The organism is Bacillus sp. PK6-025 (assembly GCF_056530265.1).
Genome location: NZ_CP096509.1, coordinates 4236697 through 4260393, shown reverse-complemented (window position 1 = coordinate 4260393; position 23697 = coordinate 4236697). Strand labels below are relative to the sequence as shown.

Below are 23697 nucleotides of genomic sequence, written 5' to 3'. Positions count from 1 at the left end.
TTTTTGATGTTAATGTTTCACAACTTCCTGTCCCCGCACATTCCATGTCATCGCAAAGATGAGTGCTGCGATTGCACATGAAGCGGTTAAGAGCGTAAAGCCCGCATTCCAGCCGGATGCATCGACGATAACACCCATCAGCGCATTTGCCGTCAAGGTTCCGCCCAGGTATCCGAACAGACCCGTCAATCCTGCAGCCGTACCTGCCGCTTTTTTCGGAACAAAGTCAAGTGCCTGAAGACCAATCAGCATAACTGGACCGTAAATGAGGAATCCGATCGCGATCAATGATGCCATGTCGATCATCGGATTGCCGGCTGGATTGAACCAGTATACAAGCACCGCGATCAAAACACCTACCATAAAGACAAAGCCTGCCGGTCCGCGGCGCCCTTTAAACCATTTGTCAGAGATCCAGCCGCAAAGCAATGTCCCCGGAATCCCCGCCCATTCATACAGAAAATAAGCGACACTTGATTTGCTCATATCAAAGCCTTTTTCTTCGCTTAAATAGGTTGGCGCCCAATCCAGAACGCCGTAGCGGACGAAGTACACGAAAATGTTGGCAAGTGCGATCGCCCACACCCATTTATTATTTAATACATATTTAAAGAGGATTTCTTTCGTTGATAATTCCGTTTCAAATGTTTTCTTCGACTTGCTTGAATAATCGTTGCGGTATTCCTCGATTGGAGGCAGTCCGACAGACTGCGGCGTATCCCGGATCAGCCAGTAAGAAATGACGGCAACGGCGATGGCGACCAAGGCGGGCAAAATAAATACGCCTTCATAGCCTGTAGCAGATCCCGTAATGCCTGAGAAGATGGCGACGCCGGCAACGGCTATAGGCGCCATCAGTCCCCCGCCGACATTGTGGGCGACATTCCATATGGCTGTTTTATTTCCCCTTTCGCTGACGCTGAACCAGTGGACAAGGACGCGTCCTGACGGCGGCCACCCCATGCCTTGGAACCAGCCGTTTAAGAACAGCATGATAAACATAATGGCGATCGATGAGGTGAAGAAAGGAACAAACCCCATCAACAAGCTGATGACAGCGGAAAGGATCAAACCGGCGGGCAGGAACATCCGCGGATTGCTCCGGTCTGATATCGTGGCCATCACGAACTTGCTCAGCCCGTAAGAGATGGATAGAGCGGATAAGGCAAAGCCGAGCGCCGACTTTGAAAATCCCTCTTCGATTAAATAAGGCATGGCAAGCGAGAAATTTTTGCGAATTAAATAGTATGCCGCATAACCGATGAAGATGCCGAGAAAAACTTGCAGTCTGAATTTCTTATATTCCGAATCAATTTGATCGTCCGGCATCCGCTCAATCGGCGGTGCTGGTTTAAACAGTTTTAACATGGTATACCCCTTCTTTATTCATTTACTTCTTTTCACGTAAAACATCGAGCAGCCGGTCCGGAAAGTTGGTGAACATTCCGGTCGCTCCCCAATCGAGCAGCCGCTTCATATCTTCTTTTTCATTCACGGTATAAGGATGGACCAGCATGCCGGTGCTTCGAATTTTTTGCACGTATGCCCGGTCAATGCGGTCAAAGTTCATGCCGAGTCCGACGCTGTAAGATTGATATTGTTTTAATTCGGCGTCAGTAATGGCAGCCGGTTTGTCGTACCATAATAATTGCACAAGCGGAATGTTTGGATTAGCGTTATGAATGATTTGTAAGCTTTCAGGACTAAAAGATTGAATGATGACTTTGCTTGAATGAATGTTTGCCCCGGTCAGTTTGTATTGCTTCAGAATGTCCAGGAGCTTTTCTTCCATATGATCATAGTCTTCCGGTGATTTTGTTTCGATATAGTAGCGCGCGCTTCTCCCGAATGTTTGGATGATTTCTTCCAGGGTAGGCACTTTCAGCCCAACGTACTCCGTTTTTGCCCGCTCAGGATATGCTTCGTTAAACCAGGAGCCTGCATCAAGCTGTTTGATTTCTTTCAGCGTATAGTCTTTGACAAAACCCGTACCATTGGTCGTGCGATCCAATGTCTCATCGTGCATGGCGACCAAATGTCCGTCTTTTGTCATTTGAAGATCGATTTCTATGTAATCGCCTTTCATTTTTTGCCCAAGCTTATAAGCCAAAAGCGTATGTTCGGGAGCATGACCCGATGCGCCGCGGTGTGCGACATTTAATAGCTGACTCGGATTGAGCTGCGGCTGGGAATGGCTTGCGGCCTCCGCATGCCCGCTGAGTCCAAAACCGGCGGCAGCGATTGCAGCTGTTATAAGGAAGATGCTGCGGACAAGTTTTTTCATCAAATGATTTCCCCTTTCAAGTCGGTATGCAGAATGTTGGTTTCCGGTTTTTTTTCGCCTCCTTAAGTGACGAATAAAAAGAGAGATCCACAAAAAAACCCCTGGCACAAGAGGGTCTTATTGTGAATCTCCCATTCTCCGTCACTTGTATTAACTTCTTTCCTATCATACCAAAAATGGAAGCGCTGTCAATATGATTTTAAAAATAAAGAAACCTATCTTTTAAGATAGGTTTCCTGATTATTTAGCGGGCGAACAGCCGGTCGATGAAATCAATGTCCTCTTGAGACAGATTGACTTCTGCCGTTTTGAGGTTGTCGATCAGCTGATCTGCGCGTTTGGCGCCCGGGATCAACACATCGATTTCAGGTCTTGCCAAGTACCAGGCCAACACGATATGTGCGATGTCAACATTGTGTTTTTCCGCGATCGGCGCAAGCTGGTTCACTTTTCTAATGTTTTCTTTGAAGCGTTCGCCTTGGAAGTTTTCCATTTCTCTTCTCAGGTCGCCTTCCGGGAACGTTGTATCTTCGCTGTATTTTCCGGCGAGCAATCCGGAGACAAGCGGGAAGTAAGGAACAAATGAGATGTTATGCTCCTGTGTATACGGGAAGAATGTCGCCTCAGCTTCCCTGTTCAGCAAGTTGTATTCGCCTTGGAGCACATCCACCAATCCGTCTTTGTTCGCTTCTTTCAGCTGCTCAAGCGAAAAGTTGGATACCCCGATCGCTCTGATTTTGCCTTCCTGCTTCAGTTCATGGAGCGCTTGAACCGCTTCGTCTTTCGGCGTGTTCTCATCAGGGAAATGGATATAGAAAAGGTCGATGTAGTCAGTTTGCAGACGCTCCAGACTTTCTTCAACGGATTTTTTCAAAAATGCAGGGGAGTTGTCAAAGACAAAATCGTCGCCTTCTTTCTTATGGGCGGCTTTTGTCGCAATCACGACATCCTCGCGGTTGAATTCTTTGAGGACTTCGCCGATTAATTCTTCGGAACGGCCGATGCCGTATATGTAGGCGGTATCTAAAAATGTGACGCCGTTTCTGATCGCTTCCCGCACCAATTCTTTTCCCGTTTCTTCATTGAGATTCGGATAAAGGTTATGTCCTCCGACGGCATTGGTTCCCAAACCAATCGGGAATACGTGCAAATCTGATTTGCCAACTTTAACTTTTTTCATTGGATTCCCCTCCTGAAATGATATGTTGATCAATAAACTTGGCCGGCCGCTTGGATACAGCCGGTCAAGGATGTCCAATTCAACTATACATGTTTTGCCAAATGGATTTCAATGTTGCGCTCTTTACAGTACTCGTGATATTCCTCATCCAGCGCCTGAGATGTGACGATCGCGTGCAATCTGTCAAACGGCGCGTACGTCAGCAAGGTCGACTTCCCGAATTTGGAATGATCGGCCAGCAAGTATACTTGTTTTGCTTTTTCGGATATTTTCTTTTTAATTTCATATTCAAGCAGATCGGAGTTTGTCAGTCCATGGGTAAGTGTTGCTCCTGTTGCCGACATGAAAGCTTTATTAATATTATATTTATCCAATGTTCCCGGATCATCCATGCCGACGAAGGACTGCGTTTTCCGTTTGTAGTTGCTGCCGATGATGATCAAGTTTATATTTTGCATCGCGGCAGCAGCGTTGATAATGTCGAGGCTGTTCGTTAAAACGGTTACATTTTTATTTGGATCAAGAGTTTCCAATATGGATTGGGTCGTTGTGCCGGAATCGATAAAGATCAGGTCATGGTCTTCAATAAAGCGTGAAGCGTAGTGCGCGATTTTCATCTTGGCATCCTTGTTTTGAATGGTTCTGTTTTCAAATGGGATTAAGGCCGTTTTTTCGATCGCCGTTACGCCGCCGTAGACTTTTTTTATGACTCCTTTCTCGGTCAGCTTGTTAATGTCGCGTCTGACCGTGTTTTTGGAAACATTAAAGACCTGGCAAAGCTCATCAAGCGAAACGGTGCCATTGGTCAAAATATATTCTTCCATTTCTTTAATCCGCATTAACTTCATACCAAGTATCTCCTTCTAGTATATTTGGCTAAATATATATAATAAACCCAAAAGTTAACCAATAATTGTTTAAAAAATGATAACATTGGTGATTATTTTTTGCAAGATTTGTCCTGTTCCTTTTTATTATACAATGTTTTTCTAAATCATTTTAAGGTTTTCTATAAATCTTACAAAAGAAAAATTTAATGATTTTGATTGACTTATGGGTAAGAGCGGATTAGAATATAACCAAGAAGTGACCAAAACGTGATAAAGTTGAGAAATTTCTGAGTGTAAACGTTTTATTGCGTTGCGGTTCTTTTGATAAAATCATCGTTCTATTCATTAATTTCTTTTGTAAGCGTTTAATTCCTGTTTTTTGCGAAAATCCGTTATGCAATGAAGAGCCGTTCGGCATTCATACATAATGGTTGGAACCTGCCCCATCTGTACCAGGAGATGTTTAATATTCAAGGAGGTTATAAGAATGGCAGAAATCAGAAAGTTAAGAAACTATATTAATGGAGAATGGGTTGAAAGCAAAACCGACAAATACGAAGATGTAGTCAATCCTGCGACGAAAGAAGTGCTTTGCCAGGTGCCGATTTCGACGCGCGAGGATATCGAATACGCAGCGCAAACAGCGGCTGAAGCGTTTAAGACATGGTCAAAAGTGGCCGTTCCGCGCCGGGCAAGAATTCTATTTAACTTTCAGCAGCTTTTGACTCAGCATAAAGAGGAGCTCGCCCACCTCATCACGATTGAAAACGGAAAAAACACGAAAGAAGCGTTGGGCGAAGTTGGACGCGGCATCGAGAATGTCGAGTTTGCAGCTGGAGCGCCATCCCTGATGATGGGAGATTCACTTGCTTCAATTGCAACCGATGTTGAAGCGGCGAACTACCGTTACCCGATCGGAGTCGTCGGCGGAATTGCCCCATTTAACTTCCCGATGATGGTACCGTGCTGGATGTTCCCGATGGCCATTGCGTTAGGAAACACATTTATTCTGAAACCTTCCGAGCGGACGCCGCTCCTGACGGAAAAGCTTGTTGAACTGTTTGAAAAAGCCGGACTTCCTAAAGGGGTCTTCAATGTCGTATACGGTGCTCATGATGTAGTAAACGGCATTCTCGAACACCCGGAAATTAAAGCGATTTCATTCGTCGGTTCAAAACCGGTCGGAGAATATGTCTATAAAAAAGGAAGCGAAAACCTGAAACGCGTTCAATCGCTGACAGGCGCTAAAAACCACACCATCGTTCTGAACGATGCCAATCTTGAAGACACGGTAACAAATATTATCGGCGCTGCTTTCGGATCTGCCGGCGAACGCTGTATGGCATGTGCAGTAGTGACGGTTGAAGAAGGGATCGCAGATGAATTCATGGAGAAATTGGTTCAGAAAGCATCTGAAGTCAAAATCGGAAACGGACTAGACGACGGTGTATTCCTCGGACCTGTCATTCGCGAAGACAACAAGAAACGCACACTCGGCTATATACAAAAAGGAGTTGAAGAGGGTGCGAGACTTGTCTGCGACGGACGTGAAAATGTGACAGATGAAGGCTATTTCGTCGGCCCGACAATCTTTGACAATGTCACAACTGATATGACGATCTGGAAAGACGAGATTTTTGCTCCCGTATTGTCAGTCATCCGTGTGAAGAACTTGAAAGAAGCGGTTGACATCGCCAACCAATCCGAATTTGCAAACGGCGCATGTTTGTTCACATCGAATTCGAATGCGATCCGCTATTTCCGTGAAAACATTGATGCGGGAATGCTCGGCATCAACTTGGGCGTACCGGCTCCGATGGCATTCTTCCCGTTCTCAGGATGGAAGTCTTCGTTCTTTGGCACATTGCATGCGAACGGAAAAGACAGCGTCGATTTCTATACGCGCAAAAAGGTCGTCACTGCAAGATATCCGGCGCCTGACTTCAATTAATTGTGAAAAAACCGAGCGGCGCGGTTCCCGCGCTGTTCGGATCATGTTTCAAGTTTGAAAAGGAGGCTTTATCCATGAGTCATTTGTTGCGCAAGCCGCAGGCGAATGAGCTGTCACAAGGCGTGAAGCTTGTACACGAAGTGAAAAAATCGAATTCGGATCTCAGTTATGTCGAGTTTAAAGTCCTTGATCTCGCACCGGGATCCAGCTATGAAGAATCGCTGAGCAAACAAGAATGCTGCATCGTCGCGCTTACCGGAAAGATTACCGTAACCGATCATGAACAGACATTTGAAAATATCGGCACGAGAGAAAGCGTTTTCGAAAGAAAGCCGACCGACAGCGTGTATGTGTCAAATGACCGCAAGTTCGGCATTACCGCGGTTACAGAGGCAAGAGTTGCCCTGTGCTATTCCCCTTCTGAAAATCAGCTGCCGACGAAACTGATCAAAGCTGAAGACAACGGTATTGAAAACCGCGGGAAATTCAGCAATAAACGAACCGTTCATAACATACTTCCGGATTCAGATCCTTCAGCGAACAGCCTTTTAGTCGTCGAAGTCTACACTGAAAGCGGAAACTGGTCCAGCTATCCGCCGCACAAGCATGATCAAGACAACCTGCCTGAAGAGTCCTTTTTAGAAGAAACATACTACCATGAACTTGACCCGCAGCAAGGCTTTGTATTTCAGCGCGTCTATACAGATGACCGTTCTATCGACGAGACGATGACTGTTGAAAATGGAAACGTTGTCATCGTGCCGGCCGGATACCATCCTGTCGGGGTGCCTGACGGATACACATCCTATTATTTAAACGTGATGGCAGGGCCGACGCGGAAATGGAAGTTTCATAACGACCCTGACCATGAATGGATTTTGGAACGCTAACAATAAGGCAAGGAGAGGCTGTTGAAGATGAGGTATACGTTTAATGAAGAGAAAGAATTTGACATTGTAGCGATCGGCCGCGCATGTATCGATTTAAACGCAGTCGAATACAACAGGCCGATGGAGCAGACGATGACATTTTCAAAATATGTCGGCGGCTCCCCGGCTAATATTGCAATCGGCAGTTCCAAATTAGGATTGAAGACCGGCTTTATCGGGAAGATTCCGGATGACCAGCACGGCAGATTCATCGAAACCTATATGAGAAATACGGGTGTCGATACGTCACAAATGGCGGTTGATAAAGACGGACATAAAGCGGGGCTTGCTTTCACAGAAATTTTAAGCCCTGAAGAATGCAGCATTTTAATGTACAGGGATGATGTTGCAGATCTTTACCTTGCCCCTTCTGAAGTGAACGAAGACTATATTGCAAAATCGAAGATGCTTCTTGTGTCAGGTACGGCGCTGGCTAAAAGCCCTTCCCGCGAAGCGGTGCTGAAAGCCGTGCAGCTGGCGAAAAAGCATCAAGTGAAAGTGGTCTTTGAGCTTGACTATCGTCCATATACGTGGACATCTGCGGAGGAAACGTCCGTTTACTATACGCTTGTTGCCGAACAATCAGACATTGTCATCGGAACGCGTGATGAGTTTGATGTAATGGAAAATAAGAGCGGCGGCAGCAATGAAGAATCTGTTCAGCATTTGTTTGCACATTCCGCAGATCTTGTCGTTATCAAGCACGGTGTCGAAGGTTCATATGCATACAGCAAATCCGGAGGCATCTTCCGGGCGAAAGCATACAAAACGAAGGTCTTAAAAACGTTTGGAGCGGGGGATTCATACGCTTCCGCTTTCCTCTACGGACTCGTTTCAGGCAAAGATATTGAAACTGCGCTGAAATACGGAAGCGCTTCCGCATCCATTGTTGTTTCCAAGCACAGCTCATCTGAAGCGATGCCGACAGTCGCCGAGATTGAAGAGCTTATCGCGGCTCAGTCTTAAATGAAGAATATGAATAAAGGTGGGATCGTTTGTGGGCAAGAAAATACGTTTAACCACAGCACAAGCGTTAATTAAATTCTTAAATCAGCAGTACATCCATGTAGATGGTGAAGAAACACCGTTTGTCGAGGGGATCTTTACGATTTTCGGCCATGGGAACGTCGTTGGCATCGGCCAGGCGCTTGAACAGGATGCGGGTCATTTAAAGGTGTTTCAAGGCAAGAATGAGCAGGGAATGGCACATGCGGCAATGGCTTACAGCAAGCAGATGCTGAGGAGGAAGATCTATGCTGTATCAACATCAGTCGGACCGGGAGCAGCTAACCTTGTGGCAGCTGCAGGTACGGCGCTTGCGAACAATATTCCGGTCCTCTTGATTCCGGCCGATACATTTGCAACAAGACAGCCTGATCCTGTTCTTCAGCAAGTAGAACAGGAATACAGTGCGGCGATTACGACGAACGATGCTTTGAAGCCTGTTTCGAGATATTGGGACCGGATTACGCGCCCTGAACAGTTGATGAGCAGTCTGATTCGCGCTTTTGAAGTGATGACAGATCCTGCAAAGGCGGGTCCTGCAACGATTTGCATTTCTCAAGATGTTGAAGGGGAAGCCTATGATTTCGATGAAAGCTTTTTTGAGAAACGCGTTCACTATATTGATCGCAAAGAGCCGAGCGAGCGTGAACTGAAGGGAGCGGCGGAGCTGATCAAGTCGAGCAAAAAACCGCTCATCTTGGTCGGCGGCGGAGCGAAATATTCCGGAGCGCGCGACGAATTGATCGCCATGTCTGAAGCTTACAATATTCCGCTGGTGGAAACCCAGGCCGGGAAATCCACAGTGGAAGCTGATTTTGCCAACAACTTGGGCGGAATGGGCATCACAGGTACGCTGGCGGCAAACAAAGCGGCTCGCGAGGCTGACTTGATCATCGGAATCGGCACGCGCTACACCGATTTCGCGACATCATCAAAAACCGCTTTTGACTTTGACAACTCAAAGTTTTTAAACATCAATGTCAGCAGAATGCAGGCATATAAACTGGATGCTTTCCAAGTCGTTGCCGATGCAAAAGTAACGCTCGGCAAGCTGCACGGTTTATTGGAAGGCTATAAGAGCGAATTCGGTTCAATCATCAAGGAACTGAAAGACGAGTGGCTTGCTGAGCGTGACCGTTTGAGCAAGGTAACATTTAAGCGTGAAAACTTCACACCTGAAATTAAAGATCATTTTTCTCAAGAAATACTCAACGAATACGCGGATGTGCTGCAAACCGAGCTCCCGCAAACAACGGCATTGCTCGCGATCAATGAAACAGTTGATCCGGACAGCGTCGTCATTTGTTCAGCAGGCTCTTTGCCGGGGGATCTGCAGCGGCTGTGGCATTCAAACGAACCGAATACGTACCACTTGGAATACGGCTATTCCTGCATGGGATATGAAGTATCGGGAACACTCGGCTTGAAATTGGCTCATCCTGATAGAGAGGTTTATTCACTGGTCGGAGACGGAAGCTTCCTGATGCTCCACTCAGAGCTCATTACAGCAATTCAATATAATAAAAAAATCAACGTGCTGCTCTTTGACAACTCAGGATTCGGCTGTATCAACAACCTGCAAATGGACCATGGAAGCGGCAGCTACTTCTGCGAATTCAGAACAGCAGACAATCAGATTCTCAATGTCGACTACGCGAAAGTGGCCGAAGGGTATGGAGCAAAAACCTACAAAGCGAACACGATTGAAGAATTAAAAGCGGCGCTTGAAGATGCCAAAAAACAAGATGTCTCAACATTGATCGAAATGAAGGTGTTGCCGAAGACGATGACGGACGGCTATGACAGCTGGTGGCACGTAGGTGTTGCAGAGGTTTCCGAACAGGAAAGCGTGCAAAAGGCGTATGAAGCAAAAGAAAAAATGCTGAAATCTGCAAAGCAGTATTAAAGGAGGCACCAGGATGGGCAAGACACAAATTCTATGGGGCATCGCCCCCATAGGGTGGCGGAACGATGATATTCCGGAAATCGGCGCGGGAAACACACTTCAGCATTTGTTGAGCGACATTGTTGTTGCAGGCTTTCAAGGCACAGAAGTGGGCGGCTTTTTTCCGGAACCGGCCATTCTCAATAAAGAGCTCGAGCTGCGAAATCTAAGGATTGCCGGCAAGTGGTTCAGCAGCTATATCATTCGGGACGGCATTGAAGAAGCAGCCAAGGAATTTGCGGCTCACTGCCAGTACTTGAAAGACGTCCATGCCGATGTTGCGGTCGTATCAGAACAGACGTACAGCGTGCAGGGCCTGAATAAAAACGTGTTTAAAGAAAAACCTTATTTCACCGATGAAGAATGGCAGCGGCTATTTGAAGGGTTAAATCACCTCGGGGAAATCGCCGGCCGGTACGGCCTGAAGCTTGTCTATCATCATCACCTCGGCACAGGCGTGCAGACAGAGGAAGAGGTTGACCGGCTCATGGCGGGAACTGACCCGGCCCTCGTGCACCTTCTGTATGATACTGGGCATGCCTACATTTCAGATGGAAATTATATGAACATACTAGAGAAGCATATGGACCGTATTGGCCACGTTCATTTTAAAGACGCGCGCCTCAAGATCATAGAGAAATGCAAGCAGGAAGGAAAATCGTTCCAACAGGCGTTTTTGCAAGGGATGTTCACTGTTCCAGGCGATGGCTGCATCGATTTTAGAGAAGTCTATCAAACGCTATTAAAGCACGGCTATTCCGGCTGGATCGTTGTGGAAGCCGAGCAGGATCCCGATGTTGCCAACCCGCTTGAATACGCATTGATCGCCAGAAAGTACATCGATCGTCACTTGTTGAATGTCCCAGCAACCAATTAGGGGGGCTCTAAATTGAGCAATGGAAGTGCAGCAGTCTCACCATTCAATAAACGAACCGTCGCAGCAGCTTTGGCAAATTACATTGATGCAGGCTCCATTGTCGCAGGATCGGCAGGATTATCTTTATGGGTCAGTTACCTAAAGCTTTCTGATACACAGATCGGACTGCTCGGCGCGTTTAGCGCCAACGCCATCTCAGCGGCAATCGGAGCGCTGCTCGGAGGCTTTTTGGCCGACAAGATTGGCCGAAAGGCTGTCTATACGAACAGTATGCTGGTTTATGCACTGGGGATTTGTTTAGTATTGTTCGGCACCAGCTTCCCCTTTTTGTTAAGCGGTTACATTATTATCGGTTTATCGGTAGGAGCTGATATTACGGCTTCCTGGACGATCATCGCGGAGAACGCACCTAAGAAAAACAGGGCCCGTCATTGCGGGGTTGCGCAGGTCGCATGGGCGGCGGGAGCGGTTGTGGTCCTGCTGCTGTCGGTCCTCCTCGGTGATATAGGCTTATTGGGCAATAAAATCGTGTTTGGGCATTTGCTCGTTATCGCATTGATCACCTATGTTCTGCGAAAAAGGCTGCCGGAATCCGATGCCTGGCAGGGTCAATCCGAATCGGCTCAAGCCGTCAGGAAGCCGAAGGCGTCTTATCTCGATTTGCTTCAGCCTAAGTATTTGAAAAGCATTTTATTTTTAATGGGCGTGTACTTGGTTTGGAATCTGGCTGCAGGTGTCATGGGGTTTTTTATGCCTTACATTTATCAGCAGGTCGGCGATGTGTCAGCGACCATGGCAAACATTTTGCAGATGGGGCTGTTTATTTTCACCGGGCTTGGCGTCGCTTTTATCTTCATGCCGTTTGCAGACAAATACAGGAAGACAGTGTTTGGGATCTCCGCATTTGCAGCGGTGATCGGCTGGTCATTGTTTCTGCTTCCGGCAGAGGGCATGCCGATCCTCATCCTCTTTATCGTGATGATCGGCCTAAACAATGGGGCCGGGCAACAGGCCAATTATCAATTATGGGCGAGTGAAATTTTCCCGACGGAATATCGCGCATCTGCACAAGGATTGATGTTCTTCCTCGTTCGTATTTCAATCGGGGCTTGGAGCCTTTTCGTTCCAATGATCATCTCGAATTTTGGAATTGCATTTATGGCGGCCATTCTCCTTGGATGTGTAACGGCCAGCATGCTCATCGGGCTCTTTTTTGCACCGAATACATCCGGTAAGTCGCTTGAACAAATTCAGGAAGAGCTGTATGGGACTCCTCCGGCTCAAGCTGGGCAAGTGCAAACAAGAAAAATTATGTAATTATTTTGAAGGAGTGGCTATCAATGAAATTACGCATTGGTGTTATTGGTACAGGAGCAATCGGAAAAGAACACATCAACCGCATCACGAATAAATTAGCCGGCGGCGAAATTGTCGCGGTCACCGATGTAAACCAGGAGGCAGCTCAGCAAGTTGTAACAGACTACAGCCTGAATGCAAAGGTCTATCCGGATGACGACAGTCTCATTGCAGCCGAAAATGTAGACGCAGTCTTAGTCACAAGCTGGGGACCGGCACATGAATCAAGTGTTTTGAAAGCGATTAAAGCGAACAAATTCGTATTTTGCGAAAAGCCTCTGGCGACGACTGCGGAAGGATGCATGCGGATCGTCAATGAAGAAATCAAAGCGGGCAAACGTCTCGTTCAAGTCGGCTTTATGCGCCGTTATGACAGCGGTTACGTACAGCTGAAAGAAGCGATCGACAACCGGGTCATCGGCGAGCCTCTCATGATCCACTGTGCGCACCGCAACCCGGTTGTAGGCGACAACTATACGACAGATATGGCTGTTGTCGATACGCTTGTCCATGAAATAGACGCCCTGCACTGGCTGATCAATGACGATTACGAATCCGTTCAGGTCATTTATCCGAAAAAATCGAAAAACGCGCTCCCTCATTTGCGTGATCCGCAAATCGTCATCATCGAAACGAAAGGCGGAGTCGTGATTAATGCGGAAATCTATGTCAACTGCAAATACGGCTACGATATCCAGTGTGAAATCGTCGGAGAAGACGGAATCGTGAAGCTTCCTGAACCATCAAGCATCTCTCTCAGAAAAGACGGCAAATTCTCGACGGATATTCTCATGGATTGGCAGCGCCGCTTTGTAGACGCTTATGATGTAGAAATCCAAGATTTCATTGACTCGATCCAACAGAAAGGCGAGGTCAGCGGGCCGACTGCATGGGACGGCTATATCGCCGCCGTGACGACGGATGCCTGCGTAAAAGCTCAGGAATCCGGACAGAAAGAACCTGTGGCGCTTCAAGAGAAACCGAAATTCTATCAAACGTTTACAACTGTTCAAAAATAAAAACTTTCCGAGGAGTGAAAAGTATGAAATTAGCATTGGATCCATCGATGTATCGCGATGATTTAACTTTGGAGGAAACGGTCTATAAAACGGCGGAGCTTGGCTACGAATATATCGAACTATCGCCGCGCGAAGATTTTTGTCCATTCTATAAATATCCGAAAGTCGATTCAGCTAAAATCAAACAATTAAAGCGGCTTTTAAAAGATTCCGGTGTTAAGCTTTCATCGCTCCTTCCGCTTTACCACTGGGCCGGTCCTGATGAAGATCGCCGTCAGGCAGCGGTGCGCAATTGGAAAAGGGCGATCGAAATTGCGGTTGAGCTTGAAGTCGATTTGATGAACAGCGAATTCAGCGGTTCAAAATACGATCCTTTAACAAGTGAAGAAAAATTTATCAAATCCATGGATGAGCTTCTGCCAGTCTTTGAAAAAGAAGGCATTAAACTCAATCTTCAAGCCCATCCATACGATTTTATCGAAACACACAAAGGTGCGATGGATATGATCCGAGCGCTTGACAAGGACTGGATCAATCTTGTCTACTCGACTGCGCACACATTCTTCTATGACGACGGAAAAGGCGACATCGAGACAATGTTTGACGAAGCCGGCGACCGCCTCACGCATGTTTTATTTGCAGATACTTATAATCATAAAGCGGCTCATGGCCTTCGCTACATCGTCAATCCGCCTGACGCGAAAGTAACGGTTCACCAGCATTTGGACATTGGCCAAGGCGAGGTTGATTTTGATACGATTTTCAGAAAGCTGAGAGAGATGAAGTTCGACGGAATAGCGACGAATGCCGTGTTTGCCTGGGTTGACGAAAGAGCGGATGAATCAAGCAGATTCATGCTTGAAAAGCTGAAACAGGAATTACTAGGATAAGCCCCTGAGTTCGGCGCCCTGCCGAACTCTCTCTTCACAAGGATATTTAGATAAGGAGAATCTAATATGAAGCTATGCTTTAATGAAGCAACGACGTTGGAAAATTCAAACCTAGCAAAAGACCTCGAATACTGTGAGAAGCACGGATACGATTATATCGAAATCCGGACGATGGATAAGCTGCCCGAATATTTAAAAGACCATTCTCTCTCAGAGTTAGCCGAGTATTTTCAGACGCATCATATTAAGCCGCTGGCCTTGAATGCCCTTGTCTTTTTCAACAACCGCGATGATAAAGGGCACCGTGAAATCATCGAAGAATTTAAAGGCATGATGGAAACATGCAAAACGCTTGGTGTGAAATATGTGGTCGCGGTACCGCTTGTCACCGAACAAAAAATCTTAAAAGAAGATATTAAAGCGAGCTCCGTCGAAGTGCTGACAGAGCTGTCAGTCATCGCGGAGCCGTACGGTGTAAAGATCGCTGTCGAGTTTGTCGGTCATCCGGAGTGCACAGTCAATACGTTCAGCCAGGCCTATGACATCGTCATGACCGTGAACCGCGATAATGTCGGCCTTGTTCTTGACAGCTTCCACTTCCATGCAATGGGTTCGGACATTGAGGATTTGAAAAAGGCGGACGGCAAGAAGATTTTCATTTATCATATCGATGATACGGAAGACTTCCCAATCGGCTTTTTAAGAGATGAAGACCGCGTTTGGCCGGGACAGGGGGCCATCGACTTGGATGCCCACTTATCAACTTTGAAAGACATCGGTTTTTCGGATGTCGTGTCAGTTGAATTGTTCAGACCTGAATACTATAAGCTGAGCGCGGAAGAAACGATTCGAACGGCCAAAGAAACAACAGTTGAAGTTGTTTCAAAATACTTCAAGATTTAATACGGGATAGGAGGGGTGAACGTGGCTTTCGTTTCCATGAAAGAACTTCTTCAAGAAGCAAAGGAACATCATTATGCAATCGGTCAATTTAATATTAACGGCCTTCAATGGACAAAAGCGATTCTACAGGCGGCGGAAGAAGAACGGTCACCTGTCATCGCGGCCGCCTCAGACCGGCTCATCGATTATTTAGGCGGATTTAAGACGGTTTCCGCAATGGTTGCGGCTTTGATTGAGGAAATGTCGATCTCCGTTCCCGTCGTCCTTCACCTTGACCATGGCAAAAATCCGGAGCGCTGCAAGCAAGCGATTGACGCCGGTTTTAGCTCAGTCATGATCGACGGCTCGCATTCACCAATCGATGAAAACATCGCCATGACAAAAGAGGTCGTGTCATACGCCGGAATTCGCAATGTTTCGGTTGAAGCAGAGGTTGGCACCGTAGGGGGCATGGAAGACGGGCTCATCGGCGGGGTGCAGTATGCCGACATCGGTGAATGCGAACGCATTGTCAAAGAAACCGGTATCGATGCTTTAGCAGCCGCGCTCGGCTCTGTTCATGGAAAATATCAAGGCGAGCCTAATTTAGGATTTAAGGAAATGGAAGAAATCTCACGGGTGACGGACATTCCGCTTGTTCTTCATGGAGCTTCGGGCATCCCGGCTGATCAAATCGCTAAAACGATCCGTCTGGGCCATGCGAAAATCAACATTAATACCGAATGCATGGTGGCCTGGACCGAGAAAACGCGCAGCATGTTTAAAGACAATCCCGATTTATATGAACCCCGCGCCTATATGACGCCAGGGATCAGCGCAGTCAAAGAAACGGTCAAACATAAAATGAGAGAATTCGGGTCATCCGGAAAAGCGGTATGCACCCAAAAGATAGAAATATAATCTAGACCCGTATCGCCTCACTCACTTATCGAAGTGAGTGTTTTTTTGTGCGCAGTATTTGTAAAGATATTCTAAAGGTTCAAAAGAATGATTGACTGTAATTGATATAATAGTTATAATTTCCCTCATAATCCATTTTGATCAGAAAAGATTTTATTTTCTGAAAATAAATGACAGCAAGACAATAACAAAATCAGGTGAATGCTATGCGGACAAACGTTTTAAAGTATCGGGTTCATATTTTATTTATCGTATTATGTTTGATCGGCGGGACGACATGGGCTTTTCAAAAAGCCGGGTTGAGTGACAGCCTTCCATTTTGGTCCGCGGGCATGCGGTTTATGATCGCAAGCATTTTGATCGCGGCGTTTCTTTTGATACGAAGGCAGTTTGTGCTGTCAAAGGAACTGCTGGTGCTGTCGTTTTTGAACGGCATCATGTATTTTTCCGTTCCATTTGGATCTGTTTATTGGGCCTCTCTTTATTTGCCGAGCGGGTTGGTATCTATATTAGCAGCTAGCATTTCAGTCTTTGCCCTGATGATCAACCGCCTTGTCAAAGGGACACCGGCGACGAAATTGCAGAAATGGGGCATTTGCCTTGCGTTGCTCGGCATTACAATCGTGTTTGGCAATCAGCTGTTGATCAAAGTCGATGTTATTGAAATCGTCGCCATGATTGTGATTTTGTGTGCGATGTTTGGCTCGGCTTTTATTCAAATCAAAGTACAGCAGAAAATTCGTTCGCTTCCGATCTTGAGCTTTAACTCCCTTTCGATGCTGAGCGGCGGAGCGGTATTGCTCATCAGCAGCCTCATCTTTGAAAGCGGGACAAGAACGTTTTCCGGCGTGAGCCTTTATGCGCTGCTTTATTTAGCGGTTGTCGGCTCGATATTGGGTTTTTGGATCAACATTTATCTGCTTAAAAAATGGCACATCTCAAAAGCGACTTCCCACTTGTTTATCTCCCCCGTCATTGCGCTTTATATCGGATTTCTGTTTCTGGATGAAAAACTGAATGCGAATATTTATTTAGGAACGCTGTTTGTCATATTCGGTGTGATGTTCATCAACTTAAAAAAAGAAGAGAGGATCGCGAAAATTGACGATACGAAACAAAAACTTGGCCATCATTTGTCAAAATAAGCACTTGCCGTTTATTTTTGAAGAAGCTGAGCATTTAGGATTGAAGGTCACGTTCTTTTACAATTCAGCCGAAGATTTCCCGGGCAATCTTCCGGCTGTGGAACGCTGTGTGCCGCTGCCGTTATTTGAAGATGAAGAAGAGGCGCTGGAAATCGTCAAACAGACATTTGTCGAATTTCCGTTTGACGGCGTTGTGACACTGTTTGAGCCGGCATTGCCTTTCGCGGCAAAAGCCGCTGAAGCTTTGAATCTGCCGGGGCTTTCTTTCACAACAATGGAAAACTGCCGCAATAAAAATAAAACCCGCAGCATCCTTCAGCAAAACGGCCTGAATACGCCGGTTTTCCACGAGTTCCATACGCTCGCTGATCTCGAAGACAGGAAACTGACTTATCCATTAGTTGTTAAGCCGGTCAACGGCTTTTCAAGCCAGGGCGTCGTCCGTGTTGATGATTGGAAGGAGCTTGAGGAGGCCGTCAGGAAAGTCGAGGCTGTTAACGAGACGGACCTTAATCGATTCGTACACGGCAAAACGGGCATCATAGCCGAGCAATTTATCGATGGGCCGGAATTTGTGATTGAAACGCTGTCGATTCAAGGAAACGTACATGTTCTTTCGATTGGATACAAAGGGAACAGCAAAGGTCCGTTTTTTGAAGAAGGCGTCTATATTGCTCCGGCTCAATTGAAAGAAGAGACGCGCCTTGCGATTGTTAAGGAAGTGACAGGAGCCGTTTCAGCGCTGGGCATTCATCAGGGGCCGGCTCATACGGAGCTGAGGCTGGACAAGGTCGGAACACCTTATGTTATCGAGGTGGGCGCCAGAATCGGCGGTTCAGGGGTTTCGCATTACATCGTCAAAGAGAGCACGGGCATCAATTTTATGCAGCTTGTCTTGCAAAACGCAATAAAGCCGCTGGAGAGCAGCGAGTTTAAAGAAGAGATCCGGCCTGTAAGGACAGCCGGCAATTATATCATTCCTGTACAGGGCTCCGGCACTTTTGAAAAAATCGACGGACTGGAAGAAGTCAAACAGAGGCCGGAGGTAAAGCGGGTGTTTCAATTTATTAGAAAAGGCGCGAAAATTCTGCCGTACCCGCATTTTTCCGGTTATCCCGGATTTATATTCACAAGCCATCATTCATATGAAGAATGCGCAGCTTTCTACCGGGAACTGGATGATGAGCTTCATATCATATATCAAAATAATTTGACGGGTACAATAGGAGGTTAAGATGATCTCGACTAAAGTGCAGGAAGAACAAGCCGTGATGATTGTCCATACGCTCGGTCCCAAAGGCACGAACTGCGAAAAAGCCGGCCTGCTTTGGCTCAAAAACAAAGGGGTCCGCGGGGAAGTCAGGCTTTATGAAACGTTGGAAGAAGCGCTCCCTCATGTTAAATCGACAGAAAATTCAGTTCTTTTAGGCTGCGCCGTTTACCCGTTTTTGCATCAAATTGTATTCGAGAATCTCGCTGACTTAAAGATCATAGACAGTTTTGTGATGCCGACATACAACATGGTTTTTGCCGCAAAACAGCACACGATGGCATCTGACATTCAAACCGTCGCTTCACATCCTGCTCCCGCCCATCTGGCGAAGCTGTTCAGCAGTCAAGTCCAATTTGTCACCAGCAATGCACAAGCGGCCCTGGCCTGCGCTTCAAACGCGGCTGACGGCTGTATCACGACGATTAAAGCAGCTGATGAACACCGTTTGAAAGTCATTCAAGATTTTGGAGAAGTGCCGATGTGTTTTACGATCCACGGGCTTAAATCAATCGAAGGAGGAAGCCGATGACGACATTGACAGGGGACATTGTAAACTTGGTCAACGAGCAGATTGTACCGAACATTCATGAATTACAGACGTACCAAAATGATAAAGGACAGATTACAGAGCGTCGCGAAAGGGCGGAACAGCTTCTGCTGCAATTGATAGAAGACGCTGGAACCATTTATGAAGCGGTTCACCTAACGGCTGCAAAAGAGGCGTTTAAACAGGACGTCTTGGATTGGATCGGACGCGGATTAGAGGAGACGCCGTATTTTGACCGGTTATTGACGGCTTACCGGGCTCCGAATGATCAGGAGACGACCTTTTTTGCGGCGCCGATCGTGACGCCGAATGGGCCACATGCGAAAGGCTGTTATTTTGAAGCCTTTTTGGCCGTTCGTGAAGAACCTGCCATGATGAGGCCGATAGAAGAGGAGCTGCCCCATCCTGAAAACGGCTGCCAATCCCTCAAGCTTCTCGCCGGAACAAAGGGGTTCACGGAAGAAAAATGTATCGTATTCTTCCCGGAAAATGTGAAAACAAAAGAGAACATTACATCACAGACATTCGCGATTTTCTATTTTAATAAGTTTTATCACATTTACCATGAGGATACGCTGAAAAGAGCGAGGGCCATTTTTGAACATGCGCCTTTCAAGTCGGCTCAGCTTTCCCCCGACCGCACATATGAAGCAAGGGTGCTGTGGGGCTACCTTCATGACTATTTTCATCATTGCGGAAAAAAACCTTTTCATCTGCATATTCAGGCGAAAATGAATTTTTTCGCAGGCATTTTAGAAGAAGTCAAGGTCGATTGCCAAGCGATCCTCACTTTGTGGGAGCGGCAATATGACGGCTGGGAGGAAATAATCGAATTTGTTTTGTATGAACGGCTGCTGCGCTATCCAAGCCAGCATAATGCAACGCGGAATTTTGATTCCGGGACAGGCTATTTTCTGTTCAGCTGGATCATTGAAAACGGCCATTCCATTCAAAGAGGAGAAGAGAAACCCGTGTCGCTTGATCTTTCCCGATGCATGGACGATTTAAAAAAGCTTGTGGCTGAAATCGAACAGCTGGAAGAGATCGAGGATGACTCGGCATACAAAGAGGCGGCGGAACGCTATGTCAGACAATACCTGCCTCCCGGGCGTGAAGGCGAGCGGTTCAGCGTTCCGGAACAATATTTCATTGACGAGATCAATAAGAAAATCGAAACCAATCGTCTTCGGTTTGAGCGGGAGAGACTGGAAGCGTGAAGCCGGCATTAAGCAAAATCGGAGAGAAAATGAATGAGAAGACAGGGGTCAGGGCTGTGATGAACGATATTCAGGAAGTCCTGGCCGGCGGAGATCGGTCATACATTAATTTAAGTGCGGGCAATCCAATGATATTGCCCGGCGTGTCAGCCATGTGGAAGTCGGCTCTTGCCAATCTGCTCGACGATGACAGGTTTTCTTCAGTAATCGGCCAATACGGATCGAGCTATGGAACCGATGAACTGATTGAAAGTGTTGTCCGCTTCTTTTCAGAGCGGTATCGCGCCGACATTCGAAAAGAGAATGTGCTGATTACAGCCGGAAGCCAGCAGCTGTTTTTTCTGGCGATTAATTCGTTTTGCGGAATGGGAAGCGGGTCTATGATGAAAAAAGCCTTGATTCCGATGCTTCCCGACTATTCAGGATACAGCGGAGCGGCGTTGGAGCGGGAGATGATTGAGGGGATATCTCCTCTCATTTCGGTATTGGATGATCATACGTTTCGATATGAGCTCGACCGTGAGGCGTTTTTAGAGAGGATGAGGACCGATCCGTGCATTGGCGCTGTCTTGCTTTCACGGCCGAACAATCCTTGCGGAAACATCCTGCCTGGCGAACATGTAGCATTCATTTCAGACGCCTGCCGAGAAGCGAATGTTCCGCTGTTCATTGATTCCGCATATGCTCCGCCTTTTCCGGCGATTCATTTTATCGACATGGAACCGATTTTCAACGATCAGATTATCCACTGTATGAGCCTTTCAAAAGCAGGCCTGCCTGGTGAAAGGATCGGAATCGCCATCGGGCCGTCCCGGTATATTCAGGCAATGGAAGCATTCCAGTCTAATGCGGCGATCCATTCTTCGAGGCTGGGGCAGTATATGGCGGCATCTGTTTTGAATGACGGGCGCCTCGCCGACGTGTCGCTAAATGAAGTCAGGCCGTATTACCGCAATAAATTCAAGCTGCTTAAGGATACGCTTTTAGGCAAGATGCCTGAAGACATCAAATGGTATTTGCATCAAGGGGAAGGGGCGCTTTTCGGATGGCTGTGGTTTGAAGACCTGCCGGTGACTGATGCGGCGCTGTATGAGTATATGAAAGCCGACGGAGTCATCATCGTTCCCGGCTCATCTTTCTTTCACCACCAATCCCGCCCCATGGCGCATTCGCACCAGTGTATACGAATCAGCCTAACCGCGGCGGATGAAGATATCATAAGGGGAATCGATATTTTAGCTAAAATTGTGAAGGATGTATATGAGAAGCAGGTTGAATACTTATAAAAAAACAGGGGCTAGAAGCAAGCCCCTGTTTTATTCGTCAATCTTTCCGCCGCCATTGGCCTTTCTTTTTCTCCGCCTGGCGGTTGTCAAAATCAGAATAACCGCTGCCGCTATGATCACGATCAGGATGGCAATGTACATCACATGTTGCTGATTGCTTTCCTGTTTATCATCCGTCTTGGTTTCAGCTGATTTTGCTGTTAGCTGCTGATGGTTTGTAAACAGCTGATGGCTGTCCGTTTCATTAACGACGGTTGCTGCGAAATCATTGCTGTTTAAAAAGTTGATCATTTCTTTTGTGACAGCTGTGCCTTGCCCTTTAAACGGCGCGAAAACAGCCATCGAGTAATTTGAATCCCAAAGCGATGTTTGAGTAAACGCGATTTGTTTCGTCGTTTCATTCAGCATTTGAAAAGATGACACATCAAATGCCCCGTTTTTCGCCGTCGGAACAGCCAATTCGGATGTTTTTTCCTTCAGCAGAGAGAATTGATCGACACTTCCGATGAAGATGATGTTTCTTCCTTTCATGTCATCCGGTTTGACTTCAGCGGATGTTTTCACTGTGAATGCCTGCCTGGCTTCGCTGCCGAAGGAGCCGACCACAAGTGAAAGTTCATGAAGCTTTGACTGATCCGCCTTGTCGGGCAGGATCATCAGCGTTTTGTTGTCCTGATCTCCCGCGTAGGGAAGCGGCCACTCTTGAAAATCGGCTGAAGCTGATGTGTCGCTGACATGGTAAGACAATGCACTCTGTTTATCGATGAAAATCCACTTGTCACCGTTCCCCGCATAGCAGGGGTTGTTCTCTTTCAACCCTGAAGTGGCAAATTGAATATCGATGTAACGGTTTTTTTTGCAAAAGTTTCGGATCGACTTTTAAAGAAACATGGTAAAAGCCGTTTTTGTCTTCTTTTCCTAAATCGTCAAGTCCGACGGAATGAGGCTGACCATTGATCATGACCTTCAGCTCCGCCTGTTCCGCAGCTAAGTCGCTTTGACGGGCCTGCTTTTGAATCGTCTCCGATTTTTTCATCGTAAGCGAAAGCTTTGCAGGTTGATTCTTGTCTAATAGCGCCGGTGCGGGGTAATAAAAATGCTCGGAAGATGTCTGTCCGGACCCGATTGTCAAATCCCCCGTCCCGAAATCCTCGAGTGTCAGCTTGCCGCCTTCCCGTTTATTATGCTGCTGAAGTTTGCCGATTGCCAGCGTGTCGCCGCTGAGCTGGGCGGCATACGTTTTGTCGGTAATGACGCTGATCTTTTCAGAAAGAACATCATCAGATGATGCAGCTGCAAACAATACAGGCTGTTGCTTATCCTTTGCTTTGAGCATCCGTTCCGCAACCAAAAGCTTGTCTTCTTTTGCTTCGAGCTTTGCTTGTTTCAACAGCTTTTTCACTTTGCCGCTCCAGTGATGCTGGACGCCGATCACAATCGTTGGCCTGTCGATTTTCGCCAGGTCAGATTCACCAAAGATCTTCGTGCTGATGCTATTGTCAACCGTTTTAAGGTAGGCTTCTGTTTTAACTGCAGCTTCGATTTCAGCCGAACTTGGATGGTCCGGAATGACGATTGCCGTTTTTTCCACGGAGCTGCCGGACTGGGCGAACGGATAAGGATAATGTTCGAGCGTCACTCCTTTAGATTCGTTCTTTTCCCCGATATTCAGACGGCTGTCCGGGTAAATTTTGATCCAGTTCCCGGAAGAGTCCTGTGTGACGCAGACGCCTTCATGAACCACTCCGTAGAACTTCAGTGATAGGCTGTGAAACCCTGGAGACGACTGGCTTTTGTTTAGTGTGAGTTTCAGCGTTTTCTTCCCGGCATTCCCTGCAAGCTTAACCGTTTTGACCGGTTCGCCATCAATCTCGGCTGTTAAAGAAGACGGTGAAATTAAAAGGTCTGAGGCCTCGTATTCAAGTGTGAGCTGCTGATGGGCAGAGGAGGCGCCCGCTGGAATTTGATACGTCAACTCGGCGCTGTCTTTTGCCCCGTACAAGGTTAAGAGATCGTTTGTAAGAACTTGCTGTTTGGCTTGTTCCCGGCTGTTTTTCCCGAGGATCGAGCCGTCTACTGTAACGTCTTTGGCAGCTGCAGCTTGTCCCGTCGCCGTGATCAGCATAAGGCTTGCCAGACATATGATGATATATTTCAAAA

Annotated in this window: 19 protein-coding genes and 1 pseudogene; 15 read left to right on the top strand and 5 right to left on the bottom strand. The window is 46.9% G+C overall.

Annotated elements, in window-relative coordinates; translation table 11 throughout:
* Window positions 1–9: 9 nt before the first annotated feature.
* The 4 genes from glpT to M1D67_RS21710 form a co-directional block, all read right to left on the bottom strand.
* Window positions 10–1368, bottom strand: coding sequence for a glycerol-3-phosphate transporter (gene glpT, locus M1D67_RS21725; RefSeq protein ID WP_020453551.1), 1359 nt, complete (start codon window positions 1366–1368; stop codon window positions 10–12).
* A 22-nt stretch (window positions 1369–1390) separates the two neighbouring features.
* Window positions 1391–2284: a glycerophosphodiester phosphodiesterase gene (locus M1D67_RS21720; RefSeq protein WP_026580379.1), complete on the bottom strand. Its 894-nt coding sequence runs from the start codon at window positions 2282–2284 to the stop codon at window positions 1391–1393.
* A gap of 244 nt (window positions 2285–2528) precedes the next feature.
* Complete coding sequence (locus tag M1D67_RS21715) at window positions 2529–3464, bottom strand: aldo/keto reductase (RefSeq protein ID WP_020453549.1); 936 nt, start codon at window positions 3462–3464, stop codon at window positions 2529–2531.
* Window positions 3465–3547: 83 nt separating this feature from the next.
* Window positions 3548–4312, bottom strand: coding sequence for a DeoR/GlpR family DNA-binding transcription regulator (locus tag M1D67_RS21710; protein ID WP_025810534.1), 765 nt, complete (start codon window positions 4310–4312; stop codon window positions 3548–3550).
* 469 nt (window positions 4313–4781) lie between these two features.
* On the opposite strand from M1D67_RS21710, the gene iolA reads away from it, so the two are divergent.
* The 15 genes from iolA (at window position 4782) to M1D67_RS21635 (ending at window position 21537) form a co-directional block, all read left to right on the top strand.
* The gene (gene iolA, locus M1D67_RS21705) at window positions 4782–6245 is read left to right on the top strand and encodes a methylmalonate-semialdehyde dehydrogenase (protein ID WP_020453547.1); all 1464 of its coding nucleotides are present in this window, start codon (window positions 4782–4784) and stop codon (window positions 6243–6245) included.
* Window positions 6246–6319: 74 nt separating this feature from the next.
* Window positions 6320–7135: a 5-deoxy-glucuronate isomerase gene (gene iolB, locus M1D67_RS21700; RefSeq protein WP_020453546.1), complete on the top strand. Its 816-nt coding sequence runs from the start codon at window positions 6320–6322 to the stop codon at window positions 7133–7135.
* A gap of 27 nt (window positions 7136–7162) precedes the next feature.
* A complete protein-coding gene (gene iolC / locus M1D67_RS21695) occupies window positions 7163–8140 on the top strand; it encodes a 5-dehydro-2-deoxygluconokinase (protein ID WP_020453545.1) in 978 nt (325 codons plus the stop codon).
* 31 nt (window positions 8141–8171) lie between these two features.
* On the top strand, window positions 8172–10085 hold the full coding sequence (gene iolD / locus M1D67_RS21690; protein ID WP_020453544.1) for a 3D-(3,5/4)-trihydroxycyclohexane-1,2-dione acylhydrolase (decyclizing): 1914 nt from the start codon (window positions 8172–8174) through the stop codon (window positions 10083–10085).
* A 13-nt stretch (window positions 10086–10098) separates the two neighbouring features.
* Window positions 10099–11001: a myo-inosose-2 dehydratase gene (gene iolE / locus M1D67_RS21685; protein WP_020453543.1), complete on the top strand. Its 903-nt coding sequence runs from the start codon at window positions 10099–10101 to the stop codon at window positions 10999–11001.
* A 12-nt stretch (window positions 11002–11013) separates the two neighbouring features.
* Window positions 11014–12318, top strand: a complete 1305-nt coding sequence (locus tag M1D67_RS21680) for an MFS transporter (protein WP_020453542.1) — start codon at window positions 11014–11016, stop codon at window positions 12316–12318.
* 23 nt (window positions 12319–12341) lie between these two features.
* Window positions 12342–13376 (top strand): bifunctional inositol 2-dehydrogenase/D-chiro-inositol 1-dehydrogenase, encoded by a 1035-nt coding sequence (iolG, locus tag M1D67_RS21675; RefSeq protein ID WP_020453541.1) that lies wholly within the window; start codon window positions 12342–12344, stop codon window positions 13374–13376.
* Window positions 13377–13399: 23 nt separating this feature from the next.
* Window positions 13400–14266, top strand: coding sequence for a sugar phosphate isomerase/epimerase family protein (locus tag M1D67_RS21670; RefSeq protein WP_020453540.1), 867 nt, complete (start codon window positions 13400–13402; stop codon window positions 14264–14266).
* 66 nt (window positions 14267–14332) lie between these two features.
* The gene (gene iolI, locus M1D67_RS21665; RefSeq protein ID WP_020453539.1) at window positions 14333–15169 is read left to right on the top strand and encodes a 2-keto-myo-inositol isomerase; all 837 of its coding nucleotides are present in this window, start codon (window positions 14333–14335) and stop codon (window positions 15167–15169) included.
* Between the two features lie 21 nt (window positions 15170–15190).
* Window positions 15191–16069, top strand: coding sequence for a class II fructose-1,6-bisphosphate aldolase (fba, locus tag M1D67_RS21660; RefSeq protein WP_023856876.1), 879 nt, complete (start codon window positions 15191–15193; stop codon window positions 16067–16069).
* Between the two features lie 206 nt (window positions 16070–16275).
* Complete coding sequence (locus tag M1D67_RS21655) at window positions 16276–17214, top strand: DMT family transporter (protein ID WP_026580373.1); 939 nt, start codon at window positions 16276–16278, stop codon at window positions 17212–17214.
* Window positions 17171–18448: an ATP-grasp domain-containing protein gene (locus M1D67_RS21650; protein WP_479831513.1), complete on the top strand. Its 1278-nt coding sequence runs from the start codon at window positions 17171–17173 to the stop codon at window positions 18446–18448. Before M1D67_RS21655 ends, M1D67_RS21650 begins: the two co-directional genes overlap by 44 nt.
* Window position 18449: 1 nt before the next feature.
* Window positions 18450–19016, top strand: coding sequence for a prephenate dehydratase domain-containing protein (locus M1D67_RS21645; protein WP_020453535.1), 567 nt, complete (start codon window positions 18450–18452; stop codon window positions 19014–19016).
* Window positions 19013–20251: a DUF6421 family protein gene (locus M1D67_RS21640; protein ID WP_479831512.1), complete on the top strand. Its 1239-nt coding sequence runs from the start codon at window positions 19013–19015 to the stop codon at window positions 20249–20251. The genes M1D67_RS21645 and M1D67_RS21640 overlap by 4 nt, the downstream gene beginning before the upstream one ends.
* Window positions 20248–21537 carry a valine--pyruvate transaminase gene (locus M1D67_RS21635; protein WP_145645531.1) on the top strand — a complete coding sequence of 430 codons (1290 nt, stop codon included), beginning with the start codon at window positions 20248–20250 and terminating at the stop codon, window positions 21535–21537. Before M1D67_RS21640 ends, M1D67_RS21635 begins: the two co-directional genes overlap by 4 nt.
* 30 nt (window positions 21538–21567) lie before the next feature.
* On the opposite strand, the pseudogene M1D67_RS21630 reads toward M1D67_RS21635, so the two are convergent.
* Window positions 21568–23695: pseudogene (locus tag M1D67_RS21630) on the bottom strand (cellulose biosynthesis cyclic di-GMP-binding regulatory protein BcsB).
* Window positions 23696–23697: the final 2 nt, after the last annotated feature.